Origin of the sequence: Streptomyces sp. NPDC002935 (genome assembly GCF_040611295.1) — a bacterium.
GTDB lineage: Bacteria > Actinomycetota > Actinomycetes > Streptomycetales > Streptomycetaceae > Streptomyces.
Map to the genome: position 1 here is coordinate 79453 of NZ_JBEXNW010000023.1, position 24460 is coordinate 103912.

The 24460-nt window shown below is 71.3% G+C and carries 20 protein-coding genes and 1 pseudogene; 10 read left to right on the forward strand and 11 right to left on the reverse strand.

Annotation, left to right across the window (positions count from 1 at the left end; all coding sequences use genetic code 11):
• Window positions 1-109: 109 nt before the first annotated feature.
• From ABZX90_RS28125 to ABZX90_RS28135, 3 genes are all read left to right on the forward strand, one after another.
• Window positions 110-958 carry a 3-hydroxyacyl-CoA dehydrogenase family protein gene (locus tag ABZX90_RS28125; protein ID WP_351127819.1) on the forward strand — a complete coding sequence of 283 codons (849 nt, stop codon included), beginning with the start codon at window positions 110-112 and terminating at the stop codon, window positions 956-958.
• Between the two features lie 215 nt (window positions 959-1173).
• Window positions 1174-1497, forward strand: coding sequence for an STAS domain-containing protein (locus ABZX90_RS28130; protein WP_028804243.1), 324 nt, complete (start codon window positions 1174-1176; stop codon window positions 1495-1497).
• A gap of 269 nt (window positions 1498-1766) precedes the next feature.
• The gene (locus tag ABZX90_RS28135; protein ID WP_355209316.1) at window positions 1767-4316 is read left to right on the forward strand and encodes an ATP-binding protein; all 2550 of its coding nucleotides are present in this window, start codon (window positions 1767-1769) and stop codon (window positions 4314-4316) included.
• Between the two features lie 148 nt (window positions 4317-4464).
• On the opposite strand, the gene nucS is transcribed toward ABZX90_RS28135, so the two are convergent.
• Window positions 4465-5136, reverse strand: a complete 672-nt coding sequence (nucS, locus tag ABZX90_RS28140; protein ID WP_351127823.1) for an endonuclease NucS — start codon at window positions 5134-5136, stop codon at window positions 4465-4467.
• 360 nt (window positions 5137-5496) lie between these two features.
• Between nucS and ABZX90_RS28145 the strand changes: the two genes are divergently transcribed.
• Window positions 5497-5889 carry an SCO5389 family protein gene (locus ABZX90_RS28145; protein WP_266762851.1) on the forward strand — a complete coding sequence of 131 codons (393 nt, stop codon included), beginning with the start codon at window positions 5497-5499 and terminating at the stop codon, window positions 5887-5889.
• Window positions 5890-5993: 104 nt separating this feature from the next.
• Here ABZX90_RS28145 and ABZX90_RS28150 read toward each other — a convergent pair whose 3' ends face one another.
• Window positions 5994-7022 carry an LLM class flavin-dependent oxidoreductase gene (locus ABZX90_RS28150; protein WP_355209319.1) on the reverse strand — a complete coding sequence of 343 codons (1029 nt, stop codon included), beginning with the start codon at window positions 7020-7022 and terminating at the stop codon, window positions 5994-5996.
• A 221-nt stretch (window positions 7023-7243) separates the two neighbouring features.
• Here ABZX90_RS28150 and ABZX90_RS28155 point away from each other — a divergent pair, with 221 nt between their 5' ends.
• Entirely contained in the window at window positions 7244-7576 is a 333-nt protein-coding gene (locus ABZX90_RS28155) for an ATP/GTP-binding protein (RefSeq protein ID WP_351127826.1), read from the forward strand.
• A 76-nt stretch (window positions 7577-7652) separates the two neighbouring features.
• Here the strand turns inward: ABZX90_RS28155 and ABZX90_RS28160 are convergent, their stop codons facing one another.
• The 3 genes from ABZX90_RS28160 to ABZX90_RS28170 form a co-directional block, all read right to left on the reverse strand.
• Window positions 7653-8495, reverse strand: a complete 843-nt coding sequence (locus ABZX90_RS28160; protein WP_351127828.1) for an ABC transporter permease — start codon at window positions 8493-8495, stop codon at window positions 7653-7655.
• Complete coding sequence (locus ABZX90_RS28165; protein ID WP_355209323.1) at window positions 8492-9721, reverse strand: ABC transporter ATP-binding protein; 1230 nt, start codon at window positions 9719-9721, stop codon at window positions 8492-8494. The genes ABZX90_RS28160 and ABZX90_RS28165 overlap by 4 nt, the downstream gene beginning before the upstream one ends.
• A gap of 236 nt (window positions 9722-9957) precedes the next feature.
• A complete protein-coding gene (locus tag ABZX90_RS28170) occupies window positions 9958-10848 on the reverse strand; it encodes a hypothetical protein (RefSeq protein ID WP_351127832.1) in 891 nt (296 codons plus the stop codon).
• Between the two features lie 295 nt (window positions 10849-11143).
• On the opposite strand from ABZX90_RS28170, the gene ABZX90_RS28175 reads away from it, so the two are divergent.
• Complete coding sequence (locus tag ABZX90_RS28175; protein ID WP_351127834.1) at window positions 11144-12013, forward strand: hypothetical protein; 870 nt, start codon at window positions 11144-11146, stop codon at window positions 12011-12013.
• 81 nt (window positions 12014-12094) lie between these two features.
• Here ABZX90_RS28175 and ABZX90_RS28180 read toward each other — a convergent pair whose 3' ends face one another.
• The 5 genes from ABZX90_RS28180 to mce form a co-directional block, all read right to left on the reverse strand.
• Entirely contained in the window at window positions 12095-12862 is a 768-nt protein-coding gene (locus ABZX90_RS28180) for an ABC transporter permease (RefSeq protein WP_351127836.1), read from the reverse strand.
• Between the two features lie 2 nt (window positions 12863-12864).
• The gene (locus tag ABZX90_RS28185; RefSeq protein WP_351127838.1) at window positions 12865-13869 is read right to left on the reverse strand and encodes an ABC transporter ATP-binding protein; all 1005 of its coding nucleotides are present in this window, start codon (window positions 13867-13869) and stop codon (window positions 12865-12867) included.
• A 140-nt stretch (window positions 13870-14009) separates the two neighbouring features.
• Complete coding sequence (locus tag ABZX90_RS28190; RefSeq protein ID WP_351127840.1) at window positions 14010-14945, reverse strand: cellulose-binding protein; 936 nt, start codon at window positions 14943-14945, stop codon at window positions 14010-14012.
• Between the two features lie 181 nt (window positions 14946-15126).
• Window positions 15127-18975, reverse strand: coding sequence for a polarized growth protein Scy (scy, locus tag ABZX90_RS28195; RefSeq protein ID WP_351127842.1), 3849 nt, complete (start codon window positions 18973-18975; stop codon window positions 15127-15129).
• Between the two features lie 243 nt (window positions 18976-19218).
• Entirely contained in the window at window positions 19219-19659 is a 441-nt protein-coding gene (gene mce / locus ABZX90_RS28200; protein WP_351127844.1) for a methylmalonyl-CoA epimerase, read from the reverse strand.
• 148 nt (window positions 19660-19807) lie between these two features.
• Here mce and ABZX90_RS28205 point away from each other — a divergent pair, with 148 nt between their 5' ends.
• The 4 genes and pseudogenes from ABZX90_RS28205 to ABZX90_RS28220 all read left to right on the forward strand — a co-directional run.
• Window positions 19808-21010, forward strand: a complete 1203-nt coding sequence (locus ABZX90_RS28205) for an acetyl-CoA C-acetyltransferase (RefSeq protein WP_351127846.1) — start codon at window positions 19808-19810, stop codon at window positions 21008-21010.
• Window positions 21011-21048: 38 nt separating this feature from the next.
• Complete coding sequence (gene meaB, locus ABZX90_RS28210) at window positions 21049-22005, forward strand: methylmalonyl Co-A mutase-associated GTPase MeaB (protein WP_351127924.1); 957 nt, start codon at window positions 21049-21051, stop codon at window positions 22003-22005.
• 206 nt (window positions 22006-22211) lie between these two features.
• On the forward strand, window positions 22212-23462 hold the full coding sequence (locus ABZX90_RS28215; RefSeq protein WP_355209330.1) for an MFS transporter: 1251 nt from the start codon (window positions 22212-22214) through the stop codon (window positions 23460-23462).
• A 210-nt stretch (window positions 23463-23672) separates the two neighbouring features.
• Window positions 23673-23948 (forward strand): annotated as a pseudogene (locus ABZX90_RS28220) (ATP-binding protein); the annotation flags it as partial.
• Window positions 23949-23954: 6 nt separating this feature from the next.
• On the opposite strand, the gene ABZX90_RS28225 reads toward ABZX90_RS28220, so the two are convergent.
• Window positions 23955-24431: a MarR family transcriptional regulator gene (locus ABZX90_RS28225; RefSeq protein ID WP_103550943.1), complete on the reverse strand. Its 477-nt coding sequence runs from the start codon at window positions 24429-24431 to the stop codon at window positions 23955-23957.
• Window positions 24432-24460: the final 29 nt, after the last annotated feature.

The following is a 24460-nucleotide window of genomic DNA, read 5'->3' on the forward strand; positions in this document are numbered from 1 at the left end:
CTGAGACCGTGACACGCGTTACTTACGGGTTTCCCGGCCCCTCCCGAACGCTACTCTCCGCCGAAGAGGCATACACAAGCAGCGTGTTAAGCGTGTTGAGGGAGTCGGAGTGGCAGGGAAGCTCGCCGTCATCGGAGCCGGACTCATGGGGTCCGGTATTGCCCAGGTCTCTGCACAGGCGGGCTGGGACGTCGTCCTGCGCGATGTCACGGACGAGGCACTGAACCGTGGTCTCGACGGGATCAGGGCCTCGTACGACAAGTTCGTGAGCAAGGGCAAGCTGGAAGCCGCGGACGCCGAGGCGGCGCTCGCGCGCATCACGGCGACCACGGATCTGAACGCGGCCGCCGACGCGGACATCGTCATCGAGGCCGTCTTCGAGAAGCTCGAGGTCAAGCACGAGATCTTCCAGGCTCTCGACAAGATCGTCCGCCCGGACACCGTGCTCGCCTCCAACACCTCCGCGATCCCGATCACCAAGATCGCGGCGGCCACCGAGCGCCCGGAGCGGGTCGTCGGCGTGCACTTCTTCTCGCCGGTGCCGATGATGCAGCTCGTCGAGCTGGTCCGCGGCTATAAGACGAGCGACGAAACGCTCGCCACCGCGCGGGAGTTCAGCGAGTCCGTCGGCAAGACCTGCATCGTCGTCAACCGCGACGTCGCCGGTTTCGTGACCACCCGTCTCATCTCGGCCCTCGTCGTCGAGGCGACGAAGCTGTACGAGTCGGGCGTGGCCACCGCCGAGGACATCGACCTCGCCTGCCGGCTGGGCTTCGGCCACGCCATGGGGCCGCTGGCCACCGCCGACCTCACGGGCGTCGACATCCTGCTGCACGCCACCGGCAACATCTACACCGAGACCCAGGACGAGAAGTTCGCGCCGCCGGAGCTGATGCGCCGGATGGTTGACGCCGGTGACATCGGGCGCAAGAGCGGGCAGGGCTTCTACAAGCACTGAATGATCACGCGGCGGCCGAAAACCGGTCGCCGCATCCGTCACGGAAGCCGCACACACCTCTCGGGTGTCACTCCATGAGGTGAATTCGGTATCGGTTCGCTTACAGACGGCAACCTATGCGGCCCTCAGGCAGTCAGACCGTGCACAACATACAGACGCGAAGACGCGGAAACAGACACACGCGGAGTTACGAGACGCATTCTCGGGGAGCGCATATGTACATCAGGGGCGACCACGCCGAGCTGGTCGTCGGGGGCCGCCTCGACGTACGCAGCGCGGCGGACGCCCGTACGGTCCTGCACTCGGCCGTCGACGACGGAGCCGGCGATCTGGTGCTGGACCTGTCCGAGCTGGACTCCTGGGACGCCACCGGGCTCGGTGTCATCATGGGGGCCCACCGACGTGCCGGGCGGTGCGGCCGACGGCTCGTACTGCGCGGCGTACCACCACAGATGCAGCGCCTGCTGGTGGCCACCCGACTGCACCGGATCCTGGCGATCGAGGGTGGTATCGGGGTCGACTCCCTGCCCCGGGTGTGACCTGAGAGCGCGTCCCACTCGCTCCGCGTGTGCGACCGCGTACGCGCCCTGACCGGCGTACGAAGCGCACCACGTGCACAATCCTCACGAAGCTGTGACGGTTCGGACGGCGCGGTACCCCGCCTGTTCGTAGATACTGTGCGAAGGTTTAGGGTTCGGCTGCCCGCCGACCGAAACCCTACGAGCGGGCACCGGACCAGAAGCGACAGAGCGGTGTGCAGCAAGGCCGGGAGGGCATCGGCACACGACGCTTTTGGGGGGCTTGGAACATGGACCCGAACAACCGGGGACCCGAAGAGTACGGTCATGACGACGACGGCCAGGCGCCTCGCCCGCGCCCGCCGCGCGACCCGCTCGCCGCCGACCTGAGCCAGCACAAACCCGTGCTCGCCCGCACGGTGCAGCTCGTCACGGGCGACTTCCTGCTCACGGTCAACCCCGTCGACGGCAGCGAGATAGAGAACTGCCCGCCGCACGAGCGACCGCAGCCGCCGGTCAAGCACGGCGCCGCCGAACGCGCCGAGCTGGCCCGCGCGGCCCAGCCGCCCGTCCCGCCCGGCCCGGCACAGCCCCGGCTGCCGCTCCTGGAGCGCCAGGAGGAGCGCGAGCGGCTCGTACGCCTTCTCGCGCGCGGGCGCTCGGTGCGGCTCACCGGTCCCAGGGGATCGGGCCGGACCGTCCTGCTCGACGCCGTCGCCGACGACTGCGCGGACCTCGCCCCCGACGGCGTCGTCCGCCTCTCCGGCTACGGGCGCACGGCGAGCGACCTGCTGCACGACCTCTTCGCCGCCGTCTACGACGCCCCGCTGTACCGTCCGGCTCACGACGAACTGCTCCGGCTCGTCCAGGGGATCGGCGCGGTCGTCGTCCTCGACGACGGGGAGATCGGCGGCAGCGCCCTCGACGAACTGCTCGACGCCACCCCCGAGTGCGCCTTCGTGATCGCCGCCACCCCCGACGTCCCGGCCCCGTCCGCCCACTCGCTCCTCGAAGAGGTCTTCCTCGGCGGCCTCGACCGCAGCGGCGGTCTCGAACTGCTGGAGCGCGCCGTCGGACGCGTCCTGACCGAGGACGAGTCGAACTGGGCGGGCGACCTCTGGTTCGAGTCCGAGGGACTTCCGCTGCGCTTCATGCAGGCCGGAGCGCTGCTGCGCCAGCGCGACCGGCTGCAGGCCAGCGACGAGGCCTTCGACGAGTACGGCGTCTTCCAGGAGGCCCCGGTCGACGCGCCCTTCGAGGCCGGCGACGGCCACGACGTGCCGCTGCCCTCCCTCGCCGAAGGCGCCGCGCCCGCCGCGCTGCTCGCCTCCCGGCTGAGCGACTCGGCGCGTGCCACCCTGCGTTTCGCCGTCGCGCTCGGCGGCGAGGTGCCCCACCAGGCCCACCTGCCCGCACTCGTGGGCGACACCCACGCCGACGCCGCGCTCGCCGAACTCGCGGGCTGCGCGCTGGTCTCCCCGATCGGCTCCCGCTACCGGCTCGCCGCCGGAGTGCAGGCCCAGCTCGAGTCGGCCTCCGGATACGCGGACACGCTCCAGGAGCGGGCGCTCGCCGCCGCCCAGCACTACACCTGGTGGGCCGGGCATCCCTCGGTCACCCCGGAGCGGGTCTGCGCCGAGGCCGACGCGCTGCTCGCCGCGCTCGACGTGCTCGTCCCGGTCACCACCGCCCCGCTGGACGAGGAGGAGGACGAGAGCGCCGCCGTCCAGCTGGCCCGCACGGCCGCCCCCGCCTTCGCGGCGGGGCTGCACTGGAGCGCCTGGGAGCGCGCCCTGCGCTTCGGCGCCGATGCCTCCCAGCTGTCCGGTGAGGTCGGGGAACAGGCCTACTTCCACCACGAGTTGGGTGTTCTCGCGCTCTGCGGCCAGCAGCTGGACCGGGCCCGCGCCGAGCTGGAGGCCTCCGTCGGCTTGCGCGGCGCGCTCGCCGACAAGCGCGGCACCACCGCCGGCCGCCGCGCCCTCGCGCTGGTCGCCGACCGCTCCGGAACCCTGCAGATCGTCGGCGGGCACACCGCGGCCGGCGAAGAGGGGCCCGACGCGCGTCACGAAGAGTCGATGTCGCCTCCCGGCGGCATACCGGCCGCCTTCTCCCCGGCCGACCCGTCCGGCGACGCCGTGACGGTGCTCGCCCACCCGGGCGGCCCCGGTACCCCCGCGGCGAAGCGCCAGGGCGTCGCCGGGCGGCTGGTCACCGGCACCCGGCGCAATCTGGTGGCCGCGGGCGCGGGCGCGCTCCTCGTCGCCGTGCTCGGCACCGTGGTGACCCTCGGCGCGACCTCGGACCACAACAACGACACCCCGTCGGAGAAGGTCGGCGTCAACCCGTCGGCCACTCAGGGCGCCGAGGACGACAGCCTGGGCGCGGACAAGGCGAAGAAGGGCGACGACTCCGCCACCGGCGCCGTGGCCACGCCCACCGATCCGGGACCCGACGGCACGTACGGCACCTCGGACGATCCGACGCCCCCGGCCACGGCCACGACGGGCAATGAGCCCTCGGACGACCCGAGCGGGACGCACACGTCGGGCAAGCCCTCGAAGTCGCCGTCCAAGTCGCCCTCGAAGTCGCCGACGAGCAAACCGTCGTCGTCCCCCTCGCGGTCGACGTCGAGCACGCCGTCGTCGTCCCCCTCGAAGTCGCCGTCGGGCACGCCGTCCACGTCGCCGTCGCCCAGCACGTCGACGACTCCGTCCACCTCGGACTCCGCGAGCGGCCCCGCGGCGAGCAGCGCGCCGGCGAGCACGTCGGCGAGTCTGCCGGGGAACAGCGGGCCGGCGAGCGGCGGCGTCACGTCGTCGGGCGGCGCGGTGATCTGACCGCAGGAGAACGGGAGAGGGCCGGGTCCGTCTTACGGACCCGGCCCTCTTTCGCGTCGGTCGTACGGGAGGCCGGAGCGAGCCCGGCGCCTGTCGTGCGCGGCGGCGGACCCGGCGGACCCGGCGGACCCGGCGGACCTTCGTGGGGTCAGAACAACCGCAGCTTGTCGTCCTCGATGCCGCGCAGGGCGTCGTAGTCCAGGACCGCGCAGCCGATGCCGCGGTCGGTGGCGAGGACGCGGGCCTGCGGCTTGATCTCCTGGGCGGCGAAGATGCCGCGGACCGGCGAGAGATGCGGATCGCGGTTCAACAGCTCCAGGTAGCGCGTGAGTTGCTCCACGCCGTCGATCTCGCCGCGTCGCTTGATCTCCACGGCGACGGTCCGGCCCTCGGCGTCCCGGCACAGGATGTCGACCGGGCCGATGGCCGTCATGTACTCACGGCGGATGAGCGAGTAGCCCTCGCCGAGGGTCTCGATGCGGTCGGCGAGCAGCTCCTGAAGGTGTGCTTCCACGCCGTCCTTGATCAGGCCGGGGTCCACGCCGAGTTCGTGCGAGGAGTCGTGGAGGATCTCCTCCATCGTGATGATGAGCTTCTCGCCCGCCTTGTTGATGACGGTCCAGGTGCCTTCCTCGTCGCCGGACCCCTCCTTCAGTGTGCAGGGCGGCGACATCCAGTTGAGGGGCTTGTAGGCCCGGTCGTCCGCGTGGATCGAGACGCTTCCGTCCGCCTTCACGAGGATGAGGCGAGGGGCCGACGGGAGATGGGCGGTGAGCCGGCCCGCGTAGTCCACGGAACAGCGGGCAATGACGAGACGCATGGTCGGCAACGCTACTCGACTGGCGGCGGTGCACGCGATTCTCCCGCCCGTCTCCCGGTGCCACACCCGACAGAGAACTCATGGTTCGCACCTTTTGTTCTCCCGTCTCCCGGTGTCGCGCCGGGCCGGGCCGGGGTTTTTGCGGGTCACCCCATTGATCCTGAAGGTTCCCTGTTCGGTCGTGGCTGATTGTCGGCCTACTGGGCGTTCGCTATGTGCGCATTCTCCTGGTGCCGCCACCTGGCGTTGCTTACCGTATGAACGGGAGGTCGCGATGCGTGTACTCAGCGTGTTCGATATTGCGAATTCCCCATCCCTGTCCGGCAACCCCCGAGGTATGGGGGTGCGAGAGGAGAACCCATGTCGCTCGACGTCTCACCGGCCCTACTCCAACAGGCCGAGCGAGGCGAGGTCGACGAAGCTGAATTCGTCGACTGCGTCCGGACCTCCCTGCCCTACGCATGGGAGATGATCAGCTCCCTGGTGGCCCAGCTGAAGGTGGACGGCGGCAACTTCGCCGACAACCAGACGCCCCCGCCGGACGAGCAGGCACGTGGCCAGCTGCTGCGTGCGCTCGCGAGTGACGCGATACGCGGCGCGCTGCAGCGGCACTTCGGAGTGCGGCTGGCCTTCCAGAACTGCCACCGGGTGGCGGTGTTCCCACTGGACGACTCGGTGGACGACACACTGGCACGCTTCACCTCGGTTCGCAGTCAGCTGCTGAACCAGTCCCCCGAGTTCAGGGACTGCTGACGCACTGATGCCGCATTGCTTGCCGCTCCGTACGCGGGAGGTGCATTGGTACTGGGGCGGCAAGCTCCCCGCGTGTCCGGCCCGCCCGGCCGGACTCCGTGCGGTCACCTGAGGTGGGGCAGCACCTCGGTGCCGAGCCGATGGACGTTCTCCTCGGTCGCCGCCAGGTCGCCCGAGCCTTCGACGAGCAGGGCGAAACGTGAGATGCCGGTCCGCTCCGAGGTCGCCGCGAGCCGGTCGGCGCACAGCCGCGGGGTACCCACCGGGTGCAGCCCGCAGAGCAGTTCGGTGTACGCCACCGGGTCCCGCATCGAGCGGGCGCGGCCGTCGACCGTCACATGGGCGTCCAGCCCCTGCCTCAGCCAGCCCGGCATCGCCTTGACGAGCGTCTCGACGGCGTCGGTACGGCGGTCCGCGATCTGGCAGACGCCGGCGGAGACATGGGCGGCCGCGAGGATCTCGTCCGCCGGGCGCCCGGCCGCGCGCGCGTGCTGCCGCCACAACGCGACCATTTCGGCCTTCTCCTCGTCCCCGACGTGCATGCCGAGAAGCATCGGCAGTCCGCGCTCCGCGGCGAGCCGGACGCTCGCCGGTGAGGTGCAGGCGACGACGACCTCGGGGCCCGGGGCGCCGCTCAGCGCCTCCGACGGGCGCGGGACGACGGGGACTTCACGGAAGGAGAACCGCTCGGAGGTGCCGGCGACGGACGGCTCGCGCAGCCATTGCATCAGCAGATCGAGCGATTCCGGGAACCCTTGTTCGTATGCAACGAGGCCCGCGCCGAAGACCTCCAGGTCGACCCAGGGGCCGCCGCGTCCGACGCCCAGTGAGAACCGTCCGCCGGACATCATGTGCAGCAGTGCGGCCTGCTCGCCGAGCGCCACGGGGTGGACGGTCGGCAGCACACTGACCGCCGTGCCGACCCGGATCCTGCTCGTGCGGCCGAGCAGATACGCGGCGAGTGTGACGGCCGACGGGCAGGTCCCGTACGGCACGAAGTGGTGCTCGGCCAGCCAGACGGTGTCGAGCCCGGCCTCCTCGGCGACCTCGGCCGACCGCGCCGCGCGGTGCAGGGCCTCTCCCTGGCCCTGTCCAGGGAACTGGGCGGCCAGTACAAAGCTTCCAACGTGCATCGAACTTCCTGCTTCCTCGGCTCCGACACGGAGCTCCCCCACTCGGCATAACCGCGTGACACGTGCCGAGGACACGGCCTCGCGGAGAGATTTGCGGATTGTCTGGGAATTGGGCTGTCCGGTGGGGGATCCGAGCGGGTCGGCGGAGTACACGTACCCCGGTGCGCGCCGCGTAGGCTGGAGACGGCCCCTGCTCCCTGTATAGCTCCGTGAGGTGTCCCTTGTCCCCGCGTCGCAACCGTCCGAAGGAGGTCGGCTCGTCCGGCAGGAGCGCCGAGGAGGACCCGTCGGACCGCTACGGCGGCTGGCAGTCCACGGAGAGCTGGCGGGGCGAGGAGTGGAGCGTGCGCCATGTGGCGGGCGCGAGCACGCAGGGCAAGACCTACCGCTGCCCCGGCTGCGACCAGTTGATCCCCTCCGGGGTTCCGCATGTGGTGGCCTGGCCCGAGCACTCGGGCGTCGACGAGCGGCGCCACTGGCACAAGGCCTGCTGGAACGCGAAGGACCGCCGCACCTCGCGGGTGCAGCGGTCCCGTAACGCGCCCAGGTTCTAGGCGACTTGGGGCGGTCCGGCGGCAGGCTGTCCAGCCTCGTCCCGTCCGGCCCCGGCGTGTCCGGTGGGCGTGGTCGTCACACGTCCCGGCGCTCCAGGAGCACGAAGGCACCGACGACCGCCGCCGCCGTCACCCCGGCGAGCAGGCCGAGCTGTGCGCCGCCGTTGCCGTTCTCGCTGTCCAGCCCGAAGATCCGGGCGAGGGCGTTGGGGGCGGCGTACTCCTGCATCTTCTCGCCGAACGTCCGCATGCTCTCGGACATCATCAGGAACGCGGGCATGATCGCGGGCAGCAGCACGACACCGAGCATCGTGGTGATCGCGCCTGCCGAGTGACGCAGCATCGAGCCCACCGCGAGCGCGAGAACGCCGAGCAGCGAGACGTACAGCGAGGCCATCAGGACGGTGCCGCCCCACGGGACGGAGTCACCGTCGTGCAGCCCCTCGGTCATCAGGCCGACGAGCCCGATGGCGAAGGCCGAGACGGTGAACGCCACCGCGAAGAAGATGATCAGTTTCGCGGCGAGCACCCGGTGCCGCTGCGGCGACGCCGTGAACGTCGTACGGATCATGCCCGTGCCGTACTCGGAGGAGACCACCAGCACGCCCAGCGTGATCAGGCAGATCTGTCCGAGCATCAGCCCGAAGAACGCGGGGATCGTGTACGGCGTGTCCCCGAAGTCCTCGTTCGTGGTCTGCGCGGCGACCAGGAAGCCGATGCCGACCACCAGGAGCAGGAAGATGCCGAGCGTCCACATCGTGGAGCGCACCGACTTGATCTTCGTCCACTCGGAGGTGAGCGCGTGCCCGAGGTGGGTGCGGGTGACGGGGATCGGCGAGGTGTACGAAGTGCCGGGCGCCGCCTGCCAGTTGGGAGCGGCGGCGGCCTGCTGCGGCATCGGGGGCTGGGGCGTGCTCATCGGGCGTCCTCGGGCTTGGTCAGGTCGGCGGCGGGCGCGGGCGCGGAGGCGGGCGCCGGGGCGTCCGCGGGGGCCGGGGAGGCGGCCTGGGCGTACGGGTTGGCGTCCACCGCGCCGGGGGCGGCCGGAGCGCCGGGAGCGCCGTACGGCCCGGCCTGCGGCTGGCCCTGCGGCATGACGAAGGGCTGCCCGCCCTGCTGGGGCGGCGGCGGCGCGTACCAGCCGGGCTGGCCCTGGCCCGCCACCGGCATCTGCGGCGGGGGCATGGCGCCCGGCGGCAGCTGCTGCTGGAGCCCGGCCTTCTGGTCGACGGTCGAGCGGTAGTCGACGGCGCCCTGCGTCATCCGCATGTACGCCTCCTCCAGTGAGGCCTGGTGCGGAGAGAGCTCCCACAGGCGGACGTCGGAGGAGTGCGCGAGGTCGCTGATGCGGGGGAGCGGCAGCCCGGTGACGCGCAGCGCGCCGTCCTGCTCGGGCAGCACCTGGCCGCCCGCCTCGGTCAGCGCGGCGGTCAGCTTCTCGCGCTGCTGCGGCTCGGTGTCCGGCGTGCGCACCCGGGCGAAGTCGGCCGAGTTGTGCGAGATGAATTCCTTGATGCTCTGGTCGGCGAGCAGCTGGCCGCGGCCGATCACGATGAGGTGGTCGGCGGTCAGCGCCATCTCGCTCATCAGGTGCGAGGAGACGAAGACCGTCCGGCCCTCCGCCGCGAGGGACTTCATCAGGTTGCGCACCCAGAGGATGCCCTCGGGGTCGAGACCGTTGACCGGCTCGTCGAAGAGCAGCACCTGGGGGTCGCCGAGGAGCGCGGCGGCGATGCCGAGGCGCTGGCCCATGCCGAGCGAGAAGCCCTTGGAGCGCTTTCTGGCCACGTCCTGGAGACCGACGACGCCGAGCACCTCGTCCACGCGGCGGGCCGGGATGCCCGACAGCTGGGCCAGGCACAGCAGGTGGTTGCGGGCGTGCCGGCCACCGTGCACGGCCTTGGCGTCGAGGAGCGCGCCGACCTGGCGGGGCGCGTTCGGCAGCTTGCGGTAGGGGAAGCCGCCGATCGTCACCTGCCCGGAGGTGGGGTTGTCGAGGCCGAGGATCATGCGCATCGTCGTCGACTTGCCCGAGCCGTTGGGCCCGAGGAAACCGGTGACGGCACCCGGCCGCACCTGGAAGGAAAGGTTGTACACGGCCGTCTTGGCGCCGTAGCGCTTCGTCAGGCCGACTGCCTCGATCATTCTCCGCACCCATCGAAAGGTTCAGGACGTCGGGGCGCGCGCCCCCGTAAGAGTTAGGAGGATATCCGGGCGCTCGCGGTTCCACTCAAGAGAGAGTAAAACCGTGCCGTTCAGCAGGGGAAAGATCCAGTAGAGGGCTGGTTTTCGCACGGATTTCCTGTCGTGTACCCGTCGTTCTTGGTGGGGTGGGAAAGGGAATCCGTACCCGTCCGATCCGCTCTGATCGGCTGGAATTCTCAGGTCCGGTGCGGCAGGGAATCGTCCAGCGGCGGCAGGTCGTCGTAAAGCCGCAGCTCGGCCGACTCGTCGACGTACGGCAGGAAGTCGGTCTGGGGCAGCACCCAGCCCTCCTGGCCGAAGATCAGCGTGCCTTCCTCGCGCAGCGACCGGTCGGCCCCCGCGCCGCGCACCCAGGTCGCGGGGTCGGGCCCGAGCAGGGCGCGCAGCCGCGCGGAGGCGGCGAGCAGGGCGGCGAGCAGTTCGGACTGGTCGCCGCCGCCCGGGCGGGGCCGCCCGGTCGCCGGCTCGGCGAGCACGCCGTGCGCGCTGAAGTAGATGTACGCGCCGCCGAGCCGTTCTCCGGAGGGCATCGTCATCGCGAACTCGTCGCCGGGGAGTATCGCCCGCCGGTAGTCCGGGAACTCGGTGTCATCGACGGCCTTGAGCTGTGTCGAGTCCAGCCAGGTCACCACGAGCGTCGTCTCGGCGGTCCGGTCGACATACGGCGTCCCGGCCACGTAGCCCGCCGGGCTGATGTGTCCCGAGCAGCCCACGGCGATGCCGTGCACCCGTACCGGAACCATCGGCACCGTCGCCGGGATGCCGAGCCGGGTCAGCTTGTGGGCGACCTGACCGGGGGAGGCGTTCGAGCCGACGGCGATGACCGGGTGGCGCCGCCCGGTGCCCACCTGGCCCAGGTCGGCGAGGGCCTCGTCCAGCCGCTGCTGCTCCTGGCGCTCCTCCACGTACCACTCGCCGAGCCGCAGCGGCCGGACGTCGAGTTGGAGCAGTTCACCGCCGGTCAGCAGCGACGGCTCGGTCGTGGGCCGGCCGGGGTAGGTCAGCGGTTTCTTCGCGGGCACGTCGTCCAGGCCCAGCGCCTCGAGGCTTCGGTCCTTCGTCGTCACGGTGACGCCCTTCGGGGGTGGTCGCGCGAATGCGGGCACAGCCTTTCACGCGAGATGTACCCGGGGCGGGGCCTGGTCTCCCCGGTTCGGCGGGGTTGGCCCGAACCGACACCGGGAATCATGCTCTCCCTATTGTACGAGTGGGGGCGAAGTCGGTTACGGGGGACGTGAGTTGAGCTTCATGAGGCGTGTGGTGGTACGGGCGGGGCGAACGGGGCGGGGACGGGCGCATCCGAGGTTTCGCACGTCAGTTCGTTGGTGGATCGCGGGACGCACCGTCCACGCCCTGCTCCTGATGACACTGGGCGCGCTGGCCGGACTCTCGGTGGTCGTCGCGGCGGCGTGGACACTGACCGAGCACTCGCCGCGTTCGATGGCGGACCGGTTCTCGAACGAGGAGCGGCTCTTCGATCTCAGCCTGACCGTGCTGCGGGCCTGCGTCGGCACCGACAACCTCGAACCCGAACCGGACAGCACCGCTCACCAACTGCTCGCCACGCTCGCCTCCGTCACCGGGTCGCTGGTACCCGCGGTGCTGCTCGGCATCGTGCTGATCAAGCTGTTCGCGTTGCGGCCCTTCGTCTGGCGGCGGCGGGCCAGCATCTCGCACGCCTGGACCGCCGATTTCCCGGGTTACGCGCGGCGGAACGCGGACAGCGACGACGCCATCATCGCCGTCCGCTTCTACAACCGGTTCGACAACCTGTCCGTCGTCGACCTACGGGCCCGCGCCCATCTGCGCTACCTGGAGCGCTCCCCGCACGACGGCAGCCTCGTCATCTACAAGCAGTGGCTGAAGGTCCTGGACGCGAAGGGCGAGCCGGCGGACGAGCGGAGCTGGCTCGCGGTCGAACGCGGGGCGCCCTTCACGGTGTGGATACCGGTCGAGGCGCCGGTGGCCGAACTGCCGTTCCACAGGATCCAGGGCAAGGACCTGTCCGGCTCGTACGGGGTGAAGCTGCTCGTCCGGCTGACCGCGCGGACCGTCGGGCTCGGCACCGAGGTCGCCGACGAGCGCTGGTTCGACCTGGAGGCCGGGGACTTCGAGCTCGGCCGATTCGTGCCGCTCCAGCCGGACCTCGACCGGGACGTGTGGAGCTGGCAGGGGTGGACCGACTTCGACGGGCTGATCCGCCCCGGTCCGAACGGCGACGAGCCGGGCTAGCCGTCCCGGGCCCGGGCGTCCCGGACAGCGCGGCCCGGGTGCCCCGCCGAGACCGACCCGGGTGCCCCGCACGGGAGGGACCTAGGCGTCCCGCTTCTTGAGCAGCACGTAGCCGCCGATCAGGGCCAGGGCCACCCACAGCACCATGATCCCGAGGCCGCCCCAGGGACCGTAGGGGGTGTCGTCGAGGGGGGTCACGACCCGGAGGATCCTGCTGCCGGCCTGGTCGGGGAGGTAGCGGCCGACCTTCTTCGTCGCGGACACGGCGCCCAGGATGTTGGAGATCAGGAAGAAGAACGGCATCAGGATGCCGAGCGAGAGCATCGGACTGCGCAGCATCGCCGCGACGCCCATCGAGAAGACGGCGATGAGGGTCATGTAGAGCCCCCCGCCGATCACCGCGCGCAGCACACCCGGATCGCTGATCGACGCCCTGTGTGTGCCGAGCGCGGCCTGGCCCACGAAGAACGTGATGAAGCTGGTGATCATGCCGACGACGAGGGCGAGGCCGGCCGCCACCGCGACCTTGCTGAAGAGGAACGTGCCGCGCTGCGGGACCGCCGCGAGCGAGGTGCGGATCATGCCGGTGCTGTACTCGTTGCCGACGACCAGCACGCCGAAGACGATCATCGCGAGCTGGCCGAGGCTCATGCCCGCGAAGCTGATGAACGTCGGGTCGAAGGTGAGCCGGTCCCTCGTGCTCATCTTGTCCCACTCGTTCTTGGACAGGAGCGAGATGAGAATGCCCAGGGCGATCGTGACGACCGCCGCGAGGCTCAGGGTCCACACCGTGGACGACACGGAGCGGATCTTGGTCCACTCGGACTTGAGGACCTGGGTGGCCGCCATCGTCAGCCCCTCTTCCAGTCGCCGCCCCATTGCGGGGCCGGGGGCGGGTTCTGCGGACTCGGTGAGTGCTCCGGGTTCCGTGGGTCCTGCGGACTCGGCGCGTCGGTGTGCGCGTGGTACTCCACCGACTCCGCGGTCAGCTGCATGAACGCCTCCTCCAGTGAGGCCTGCTGAGGGCTCAGCTCATGCAGCACGATCTGGTGCTGCGCGGCCAGCTCACCGATGTGCTCCGGTTTCCCGTCGTCCACTTCGAGCGCGCCGCTGCCCGTCCGGACGACGGTGATCCCCGCGCCGTGCAGTACGTCGAGCAGGCGCTCGCGCTGCGGGGAGCGGATCCGGACGTACGAGCGCGAGTTCTGCTGGATGAAGTCGGCCATGGAGGTGTCGGCGAGCAGCCTGCCCTGGCCGATGACGACGAGATGGTCGGCGGTCAGCGCCATCTCGCTCATGAGGTGGGAGGAGACGAAGACGGTACGGCCCTGTGTCGCGAGGGACTTCATCAGATTGCGGATCCAGTGGATGCCCTCGGGGTCGAGGCCGTTGACCGGCTCGTCGAACATCAGGATCCGCGGGTCGCCGAGGAGCGCGCCCGCGATGCCGAGCCGCTGGCCCATGCCCAGCGAGAACCCCTTCGCCTTCTTCCTCGCGACCGCGGTGAGGCCGACGGTGTCGAGGACCTCGTGCACCCGCGCCGTCGGGATGCCGTTGCTCTGGGCGAGGCAGAGGAGATGGTTGAAGGCGCTGCGGCCGCCGTGCATGGCCTGGGCGTCGAGCAGGGCGCCGATGTACTTCAGGGGGTCCTTGAGATGGTCGTAGTGCTCTCCGTCGATCCGTACGTCGCCCGCGGTGGGACGGTCGAGCCCGAGCATCATCCGCATCGTCGTGGACTTCCCGGCGCCGTTGGGACCGAGGAAGCCGGTCACGATGCCCGGTCTGACGGTGAAGGTGAGGTTGTTGACCGCCAATTTCTCGCCGTACCGCTTGGTCAGCCCCTCGAGCTCGATCATGCGGACACGCTAAGACGGCCCCCGGGGGCCTGCCACTTGACCGGGGGCCTGCCACTTGAGCGGAGAGCGGGCCGAGAGGCGGCACGACAAGGCCCGCGCCCTCGGCAGGAGGGAGCGGGCCCTGGTGTCGAACCGTTCGATTACCGGGACTGCTGTGCCGGAACCCCACGCGAGATCGGCTCGTCCTCGGCCGGGCCCGTAGCGGCGGCCACCGCGGCGCCCGTGAGCGTCGCGAGCATCTCGCGGACGTTCGTGAGCTGCGCGTTGATCGAGTCGCGACGGTTGGTGAGGGCGGCCAGCTCGCGCTCGGATTCCGAGCGGATGCGGTCGGCCTTGGCGTTCGCGTCGGCCACGATGTCCTCGGCCTGCCGCTGAGCCGTCTCCACCGTCTGGCGGGCGCGGCGCTCGGCGTCCGTGCGCAGCTTCTCGGCCTCCAGGCGGAGCTGCTCCGCGCGGTGCTCGATCTCCGCGAGGCGCTTCTCGGCCTTGGCCTGCCGCGACGCCAGGTCGCGCTCGGACTGCTCGCGGCGCTTGGCGAGGTTCGTCTCGAAGTCGGCGGCGGCCTGGGCGGCCTTGGCGCGGGTCTCCTCGAAGAGCGCGTCCGCCTCCTCGCGCTTCTGCTGAGCGTCCTTCTGCGCGTCGGAGCGCAGCTGCGAGGCGTCGCTCTTGGCCTTCTCGACGATCCGGACGCCCTCGTCCTCCGCCTTGGACTTGCGGTCCGCGGCGAACGATTCTGCGTCGTTGCGCACCTGCTGAGCCGCCGACTCGGCGAGCTCGCGGTGCTGCTCGGACGCGCGACGGGCCTCCTCGCGCAGGTCCTTGGCCTCCTCCTCGGCGAGGCGGAGGATCTTCTCGACGCGCGCGCCGAGACCGGCGTACGACGGCTCGGCGTCGCTCACCTGGGCCTGGGCGTTCTGCGTTTCGAGATGAAGTTCCTCGATGCGCTTTTCAAGGGCGGTGATACGGGCCAGAGCGCTGTCACGGTCGGAGACGAGCTTCGAGATGCGTTCGTCCACCTGAGCGCGGTCGTATCCACGCCGCACAAGCTCGAAGCCGTAGGGGGAAGTGTCGCTCATGGGGTTCCTGTCGAATGAGACCGGTGAGGTGATAGGGGAATCCTAGGGGGCAATGCGGTGTGTCATCGAGCGGATACGTGTTTGATCTGGAGAATGACACTCCTTTTGGGTGGCTAGCTGTCGGATGGCTTGCCAGAAGCTGTGACAAACCTCCTACAAAGCACGGAATCGACGCTTCCGGCTAGCTCTCCGACGCCTTGCCGCCCGAACGGGTAGCACCCGCGGTGGCCCCCGCCTTCACCCCACCGTCCTTGGCGGCCCCCGGGGCTTCGAAGGACTCCAGTGCGTTCAGGACATCCTGGACACGGGAGATCTCCGCGTTGATGTCCTCGCGCCGGCGCACCAGGACCTCAAGATCCTGCTTGCCCTCCTCGACGGCGGCCTTCGCCTCCTGGATGGCCTCGGACCTGATCTTCTCGGCCTCACCGATGACCGAGGACTTCTTCTGCTCGGCCTCCTTGAGGAGACCCTCGGCCTTGCGCACCGCGGCGATACGGACCTTGCTCGCCTCGGAGTTCGCCTCCGACACCAGATCCTTGGCCTTCGCCTCGGCCTCGGCGAGCTGGTCCTCGGCGGCCTTGATCAGCGCGTCGCACCGGTCGCCCGCGTTCTTCATCGCCTCGGACGACTCACGGCGGGCCCGCCCGTGCAGATCCTCGATCTCGGAGGTGATGCGGTCGCGCAGCGACTCGGCGCGCTGCCTGATCGCCGTCGCGTCCCGTCGCGCGCCGACCAGCAGCTCGTCCGCGTCCGTACGGGCCCGCTCCACGAGGGTGTTGCCCTCGACGGTCGCCTCCGAGACGAGCCGCTCGGCCTCGCCCCGTGCCACGCCGACCATCGTGTCGGCCTGCGACTCGGCGTCCGCCGTCGTCTTCTGCGCACTCTGCTGCGCCTCCGAGAGCAGCTTGTCCGCCTCGGACGCCGTCTCGGAGATGAGCGTGTCGACCTGCTCGGCCGCCTCGGAGCGCCGCTTGTTGGCCTCCTGGCGGGCCTCGTCCAGTGTGCGCTCGGCCTCCTCGCGCGCCGACGACGTGAGCCGCTCGGCCTCCTCCGCCGCCCGCGCCCGGAAGCGCTCGGCCTCGGTGCGGATCCGCTCGGAGTGCTGCTGCGCGGAACCGACGGCCTCGGCCGCCTCGGCACGCAGCCGCTCCGCGTCACCGGTCGCGTCGGAGATGAGCTTCTCGGCCTTGGCCACGGACTCGGTGCGTACCCGCTCGGCCTCGGCCGCGGTCTCGACCCCGAGCCGCTCGGCCTCCGCCGTCGCCTCGGTGATGAGGGTGTCCACCTGCGCGGCCGCGTCCGAACGGATCCGGTTCGCGTCCTCCCGGGCGTCCGCACGGGTGCGCGAGGCGTCCTGGTCGGCGTTCGCGATCGCGTCCGACACCTCGGTGCGTACGCGCTGGGCGTGGTCGGCGGCGTCCGAACGCATCCGCTCCGCCTCGGCGATCGCCTCCGCGACCGTGCGCTCCGAAAGGGCGCTCGCGGCCTCCGTCGCCTCGGCCGCCTCCCGCCGCAGCCGCGCCGCGTCCTCGGACGCCCGCTCCCGCTCGGCGTACGCGTCGGCGCGGACCCGGTCCGCCTCCGCCTGCGCCTCGGTCCGGGTACGGTCCGCCACGTGCTCGGCGGCCGAGCGCAGCCCGGTGATCTCCTCCTGAGCCTGCTCGTGCAGCCCCGCCACCGCGTCCCGCACCTGCTGCGCGGTCTGCTCGGCGTTGGAGACCATCTCGGTCGCGCGCCGGTCGGCCTCCTCGACCAGCCGTACGGCCTCGGTCTGGGCCTCCTCGACCCGCTTGCGCGCGGAGGCGAGCAGCTCCTCGCTCTGCTCGCGGGCCCGCTCACGCTCCTGATCGGCCTCCTGGCGCGCCGAACCGAGGGTCTCCTCGGCCTCGCGGCGGCGCCGGGCGGCCTCCTCCTGAGCGGCGGCCAGCGTCTCCGCGCCCTCGGCAGCCAGACGCTCGGCCGCGGCCTGCGCCTCGCTCCGTACCCGGTCGGCGCTGTCCTGGGCCTCCGACTTCAGCCGCTCGGCCTCCGCCGCCGCCTCCGAACGCAGCCGTACGGCGATGGTCTCGCCCTCGGCCCGGGAGGCCGACGCGTCCGCCGCGGCCTCGTCGCGCAGCCGCTCGGCCTCGCGCTCGGCCTGCGTCTGGAGCGTACGGATCCGCTCGGCGGCCTCCGAACGCAGCCGGTCCGTCTCCTCGGCGGCCTCGCGGCGGATCCGCTCGGCCTCCGCACGCGCGTCCGTCAGCGCCTGCTCGGCGGCGGTGAGACGCTCCTCGGCCTCCGTGTGCAGCCGGGCCAGCCCCTCGGCGGCCTCGGCCTGACGAGCCGCTATGGCCCGCTCGGTCTCCTCGCGCTGCCGCTCGCCGGCCCGCTCCGCGTCGGCCACGATCGTCTCGGCCTGCTCGACGGCGTCCGTGCGCTGCCGCTCGGCCTCCGCGCGGGTCCGCTCCAGCGTCTCCTCGGCCTGCCTGCGCAGGGTCGTGGCGCGCTCGATGGCCTCGGTGCGGACCTTCTCGCTGTCCGCCGTGGCGGCCTGGCGCAGCTCGTCCGCGTCCACCTTCGCCTTGGCGAGCAGCTCCTCGGCGGTCCGCGCCGCCTCCTCGATCTGCTGGACGGCCTCGCGCCGGGCCTCGGCACGGATGCGCTCGCCCTCGGCGACCGCGTCCGAGCGCAGCTGCTCGGCGTCACCGCGCAGCCGGCGCGCCTCCTCCTGGAGCTCGACCGTCTTGGCGCGGTATTCCTTGGTGTCGTCCTTCGCCGTGCCCTTGAGCTGCTCGGCGATGTCGTGCGCCTCGGCGCGCAGCCGGTCGGCCTCGGTCTCCGCCTCGGTGCGGATCCGCTCGGCCTCCTCGGACGCCGCCTTCGTGGTCCGCTTGGCCTCCTCGGACGCGCGGTTGAGCACGTCCTCGGCGGTACGGGCGGCCTTGGCGAGCTGGGAGGCGGTCTCCTCGGCGGTCAGGCTGCGCGCGCTGTCCTCGGCCTCCGCAACGATCGTCTCGGCCTTGGCGCGGGCGTCCGCGACGACCTGATCGGCCTCGGACTTGGTGGCCTCGGCCTCCTTGGTGGCCTCGCCGACCAGCCGGGCGACCTGCTCCTTCGCCGTCCGCGTGCGCTGCTCGTTGACCGACTCGGCACTGGCGAGCGTCTTCGCCGCGGCGTCCTTGGCCTCGTTGAGGACCTTGTCCGCCTCGGACTGCGCCTCGCGCAGCGCCGTCTCGGCGGCGCTCATCCGCTGCTCGGCGGCCCGGCTCAGCTCGGTGGCCTGACGCCGGGCGTTGTCCGACTCGTTCGCGGTGGAGCTTCGCAGCTGCTCGGCGTGGTCGGTGGCCTCCTGGGCCTGCGTCGACGCGGCGTTCAGCAGCCGCTCGGCGTCCGTGCGGGCCCGGCGCAGCAGCGCCTCGGCCTCCGCGCGGGCCGATTCGGCGTCGTTGGTGAGCCGCTGGCGTGCCTCGGCGGCGACCCGCTCGGCCTCCGCGCGGGCGGCGGCCAGCGCCTGCTCGGCCTCGGCGCGCGACTCCTCCAGGAGACGGCGGGCCTGGGACTCGGAGCGGGCGCGCAGCTGCTCGGCCCACGCCACGTTCTCGTTGACGTGCGACTCGACGGTCTGCCGGCGCTCGGACAGCTCCTGGTCGAGCTGCTGGCGACGGGTGACCGCCTCCTGATGCAGCTCCGCCTGGAGCCGGGCGGCCTGCTCGGCGTGCTCCTGGAGGATGCGCTGGGTCTGCGCCCGGGCCTGGCTGATCTCGCGCTCGGCGTCGGTGCGCAGCTGGTCGGCCTGCATCTGGGCATTACGGAGCAGTTGCTCGGCCTGATAGCCGATGTCCGCCCCGTCGTAGGCAGGACGGGTCGCCAGACTGCGGCGCGCCTCATGCAGCTTGGCGCGCAGCACCTCGACCTGATAGCCGAGGTCCTCGGCGTGCTGGACGGCCTTCTCCCGCTCGGTCTTCAGCCGTTCCATCTCGGCCTCGAACCGAGAGAGGTGGTCGACGTCAGCCGCCGGCTCTCGCTCCTGGCGTTCGTAGCCCCGCACTGCGCGGTCCCATCCGTCCCCTGGTCGCAAGTAAATCCGAACGAGCACCGTTCATCCGCCGAACGGGGCCCCCGGGGAATGGTGTCAGATCAACGGCGGAGCACGGGCTGCTGCCCCGACGCTCGCCCCCCGAAACCTGGACCCCGGCCCTTGGTCCCGCTCGCCGGAAGGCGCCAGGACCACGGCCGTCTCCCGCAAAAGGCGACGGCCGCCCCCAACCCTACCGGCCCAGATATACGGAGGTCAGTGCTCAGGTGACTCAACCGCCGCCGAAGTGACCAGTTCTGTCAGGACTCCGTGGCAATCCTTGGGGTGGAGGAAGGTGATCCGGGACCCCATGGACCCGATCCGGGGCTCGTCGTAGAGCACTCGGACGCCCTTGTTCCGGATGTCCGCGGCGTCACCGTCGACATCCGCGGTGCCGAAGGCGATGTGGTGCACACCCTCGCCGTTCTTGGCCAGCCACTTCCCGACGGCCGAGTCCTCGCGGGTCGGTTCGAGCAGCTGGAGGTAGGAGGCGCCGCCGTCGGACGTCTCGTTGATCTTGAGCATGGCCTCCCGGACACCCTGCTCCTCGTTGACCTCGGAGTGGAAGACTTCGAAGCCGTACGTCGCACGGTAGAACTCGACAGTGGCGTCGAGGTCGAAACAGGCGATCCCGATGTGGTCGATTCGCGTCAGCATGGAGTCAGTGCAGCGCTCCCGGCCTGGTTACGCAACGTGCGCGCGATCACACTGCGGGCCGGATGACGGGTGGCCTACCGCTCAGTACATTCTCAGTAAACCCTCGTTCACTCCTCGGCTGTGCAAGCCGGTAAGGGGATCGCACCTCATGTCTGGAACGAACAGCAGTACCTCGGTGATCGTCGCGGGCGCCCGAACGCCCATGGGACGGTTGCTGGGCTCGCTGAAGTCCTTCTCCGGGGCCGACCTCGGCGGCTTCGCGATCAAGGCCGCCCTCGACCGTGCGGGCATCGGCGGCGATCAGGTGCAGTACGTGATCATGGGCCAGGTGCTCCAGGCCGGGGCAGGGCAGATCCCGGCACGCCAGGCCGCCGTCAAGGCGGGTATCCCGATGAGCGTCCCGGCCCTCACCATCAACAAGGTGTGTCTCTCCGGCCTCGACGCCATCGCCCTCGCGGACCAGCTGATCCGCGCCGGCGAGTTCGACATCGTGGTCGCCGGCGGCCAGGAGTCCATGACGAACGCCCCGCACCTGCTCCCGAAGTCCCGCGAGGGCTACAAGTACGGCGCCATCGAGATGCTCGACGCCATGGCCTACGACGGCCTGACGGACGCCTTCGAGAACATCGCCATGGGTGAGTCGACGGAGAAGCACAACACCCGCCTCGGGATCCAGCGCCCGGCGCAGGACGAGATCGCCGCGCTCTCCCACCAGCGCGCGGCCGCCGCCCAGAAGAACGGCATCTTCGAGGCGGAGATCACACCCGTCGAGATCCCGCAGCGCAAGGGCGAGCCCGTCGTCTTCAGCAAGGACGAGGGCATCCGCGCCGAGACGACCGCCGAGTCGCTCGGCAAGCTGCGTCCCGCCTTCGCCAAGGACGGCACCATCACCGCCGGCACCTCCTCCCAGATCTCGGACGGCGCGGCCGCCGTGGTCGTGATGAGCAAGGCCAAGGCGCTGGAGCTGGGTCTGGAGTGGATCGCGGAGATCGGCGCGCACGGCAATGTGGCGGGGCCGGACAACTCCCTGCAGTCGCAGCCCTCGAACGCGATCCTGCAAGCCCTGAAGAAGGAGGGCCTGGAGGTCGAGGACCTCGACCTGATCGAGATCAACGAGGCCTTCGCGGCGGTCGCGGTCCAGTCAATGAAGGACCTCGGGGTGTCCACGGAAAAGGTGAACGTCAACGGCGGCGCCATCGCCCTCGGCCACCCGATCGGCATGTCCGGCGCACGGGTCGTCCTGCACCTCGCCCTCGAACTGAAGCGGCGCGGCGGCGGTGTGGGCGCGGCCGCCCTGTGCGGTGGCGGCGGTCAGGGTGACGCGCTGATCGTGCGGGTCGCCAAGGCCTGACACCGTTTGACCACCGACCCCTCGTGAACGGAGCTGTGATGCAGGACGTCTCCTCGCTGGTGACCCAGGCCAGGGAAGGACGGCCGCGGGCCGTGGCCCGGCTGATCTCCCTGGTGGAGGGTGCGGCACCGCAGCTCCGTGAGGTCATGGCGGCGCTCGCGCCGCTGACCGGCAACGCGTACGTGGTGGGGCTCACCGGCTCGCCCGGCGTCGGCAAGTCGACCTCGACCTCTGCCCTGGTGACGGCCTACCGGCGCCAGGGCAAGCGGGTCGGTGTGCTGGCCGTCGACCCGTCCTCGCCCTTCTCCGGGGGCGCGCTCCTCGGCGACCGCGTCCGGATGTCCGACCACGCGTCGGACCCGGGCGTCTACATCCGCTCGATGGCGACCCGCGGCCACCTGGGCGGACTGGCCTGGTCCGCCCCTCAGGCGATCCGCGTCCTGGACGCGGCGGGCTGCGACGTGATCCTGGTGGAGACCGTCGGCGTCGGCCAGTCGGAGGTCGAGATCGCCTCCCAGGCGGACACCTCGGTGGTGCTGCTGGCCCCCGGCATGGGCGACGGCATCCAGGCGGCCAAGGCGGGAATCCTGGAGATCGGCGACGTGTACGTCGTCAACAAGGCCGACCGCGACGGCGCCGACGCCACCGCTCGCGAGCTCAACCACATGCTCAGCCTCGGCGAGTCCCGCGGTCCGGGGGACTGGCGCCCGCCGATCGTCAAGACCGTGGCCGCCCGCAGCGAGGGCATCGACGAGGTCGTCGAGGCCCTGGAGAAGCACCGGGCGTGGATGGAGGAGCACGGCGTGCTGGCCGAGCGCCGGCTCGCCCGGGCCTCCCAGGAGGTCGAGACGATCGCCGTCACCGCGCTGCGCCGGCGCATCGGCGACCTCCACGGCGACCGCCGCCTGAGCGCCCTCGCGGAGCGCATCGTGGCGGGCGAACTGGACCCCTACCGCGCCGCCGACTCCCTGATCGAGGGCCTCACACAGAGCTGAGCGGCAGCACCGCGACGGCGGGTGCGGGACGGACGCCCGGGGAAAACCCCTGGCCGACTCCCCGCACCCGCTGTTACGTTGACCGGCATGTTCCTCCTCCTGGCATAGGGCCCGCCCCGGCCCGCGACGCACCGACAGCACTCCGGCTGCGGCGTCGCGGCACTCAGGCGACCCTTGTCCCGCCTCGCTGTTGAGGAACTCTTCCCATGTCTGCGTCATCCTCGCGGCCGTCCTACGCCGCGCTCTTCCGCATTCCCCATGCCCGCCGCACCTTCATCGCGGCCATGACCGGCCGCCTGTCGTACGGCGTCGTCTCGCTGGCCATGATGCTCACCACCACCCGCGCCACCGGGTCGTACGCCGTGGCCGGCACCGTCATGGCGCTGTTCGGCGCGACAAGTGTGTTCCTGTCGCCCGCGCGGGCGGCGCTGATCGACCGGCACGGCGCCCGCCGTGCCCTGATCCCCATGGCCTCGCTCTACGCGGGCCTGCTCGCGGCCTTCGCGGCGACGGCCTGGCGGCCCGGCGCACCCGCCGCGGCGATCGGCGCGCTGGCGGTCGCCGCGGGCGCCTGCACACCGCCCCTCGGCCCCACGATGCGCGCCGTGTGGAGCGAAGTGGTCCAGGACGAGCGGCTGTTGCAGCGCGCCTACAGCCTCGACGGTGTCGTGGAGGAGATCCTCTTCGTCTCCGGGCCGCTGCTCGTCGGCGCGGTCGTACAGACGGCGCCGCCCGCCGCGGCGGTCGCTCTGAGCGCCCTGCTCGTGTGGTCGGGGACGCTGGCGTTCGTCCTCTCCCCGGTCGTGGCGGGCGTCCGCCCGACGGCGGCGAAAGCGGCGCAGGCCGGGCGCCGGTGGCGCGGCGGACGGGCCCTCGCCCAGCCCGTCGTCGTCGCGCTCGGCGTCGGACTGTCCCTGGGCGCCGTCGACCTCCTGGTCATGGCGTCCGCCGAACAACACCACCACGGCGCCGACGTGGTGGCCTGGGTGCTCGCGGCCCTGTCCCTGGGCAGTGCGCTGGGCGGCCTGCTGAACGGCGCGGTCAACTGGCGGATGTCCGCGGGCGTACGGCTGCCTCTGCTGGCCGGCGGTCTGGGCCTCGCCCTGCTCGCCGCCGCCCTCGCCCCGGGCCTGGCCACCCTGACCCTGGCCGTCGCCTGCGCCGGCTTCTTCGTCGCGCCGGCTCTCACGACGTCCTATCTGATCGCCGACGCGGCCGCCCCGCCCGGCTTCCGCACCCAGGCCGGCGCCTGGGTCAACACCGCGGTGAACGCCGGGAGTTCGGGCGGCACGGCCGGAGTGGGCCTGCTGGTGGGCCAGGTGCCCCTGGCCTGGTGCTTCGCGCTCTCGGGTGCGGTGGCTCTGACGGCGGGCATGATCGCGCTGCGGACCACGCCCAAGGCGCCAGCGTCGGCGGACGAGGCCGCCCCGGCCGACGCCGAGCCGAGCAGCGTCTGACCGCTGCGGTCACCGGGCTCCCCGCGGGGTTCCGCCCGGATTCGGCGCGGGGAGCCGCGCGGGTTCCGCGAGGGGTGGAGCCAGCCCGCGAATGGCGGAGCAAGCCCGCGCGGGGCGGAGCCAGCCCGGGCGCCCACGATGTCTGTCTGCGTCGCGCGCCCGGCCCGGTCGATCCCCGCTCCGGTCGGTCAGTCGTCGTCCGAAACCCGCTCCGAGCGGGTCGAGGTGCGGGTGCGCGGCGACGGCGTGTGGGCGGTGCTGACCGTCGCCGACGACGGGATCGGGATCCCCGCCGGTCAGCGCGAACGGGTCTTCGAGCGGTTCGTAAGGCTCGACGAGGCCCGCAGCCGGGACGACGGCGGAGCCGGTCTCGGCCTCGCCATCGCCCGGGACGTCGCCGCACGGCACGGCGGGACGCTCACGATCGGTGAGGCGCCCGCCGGCGGAGCACTCTTCGAGCTCCGGCTGCCGCGCCGGGCCTTGTGACGGGTGTTACGGCTTGCCGCGCTGTCCCAGCAGGTGCTCGGCGATCGGCCGCAGCGACTTGTGCAGGTCCTCCAGCGCCTCCGGTGACAGCAGATCGATGAAGTGCCTCCGTACGGACGCCACATGATGCGGCGAGACCTTCTTCATCGTCTCCATGCCGTGCTCGGTGAGGACCGCGTACAGCCCTCGCCGGTCCGACTCGCAGTTCTCCCGGCGCACCAGGTCCGCGTTCTCCATGCGGGTGATCTGGTGCGAGAGGCGGCTCTTGGACTGGAGGGTGGCGGACGCCAGGTCGCTCATCCGCATGCGTACGCCCTCCGACTCGGAGAGGTTCACCAGAATCTCGTAGTCGTTCATCGTCAGCCCGAACGGCTGAAGATCCCTTTCGAGCTGGTACGTCAACAGCCTGTTGACCTCCAGGTGGGTGCGCCAGGCGCACTGCTCCGCATCGGTCAGCCAGCGCGTGGCCGTCTCGGTCTCCATGAATGAAGTCTACCTAAAATGTTGAAAGG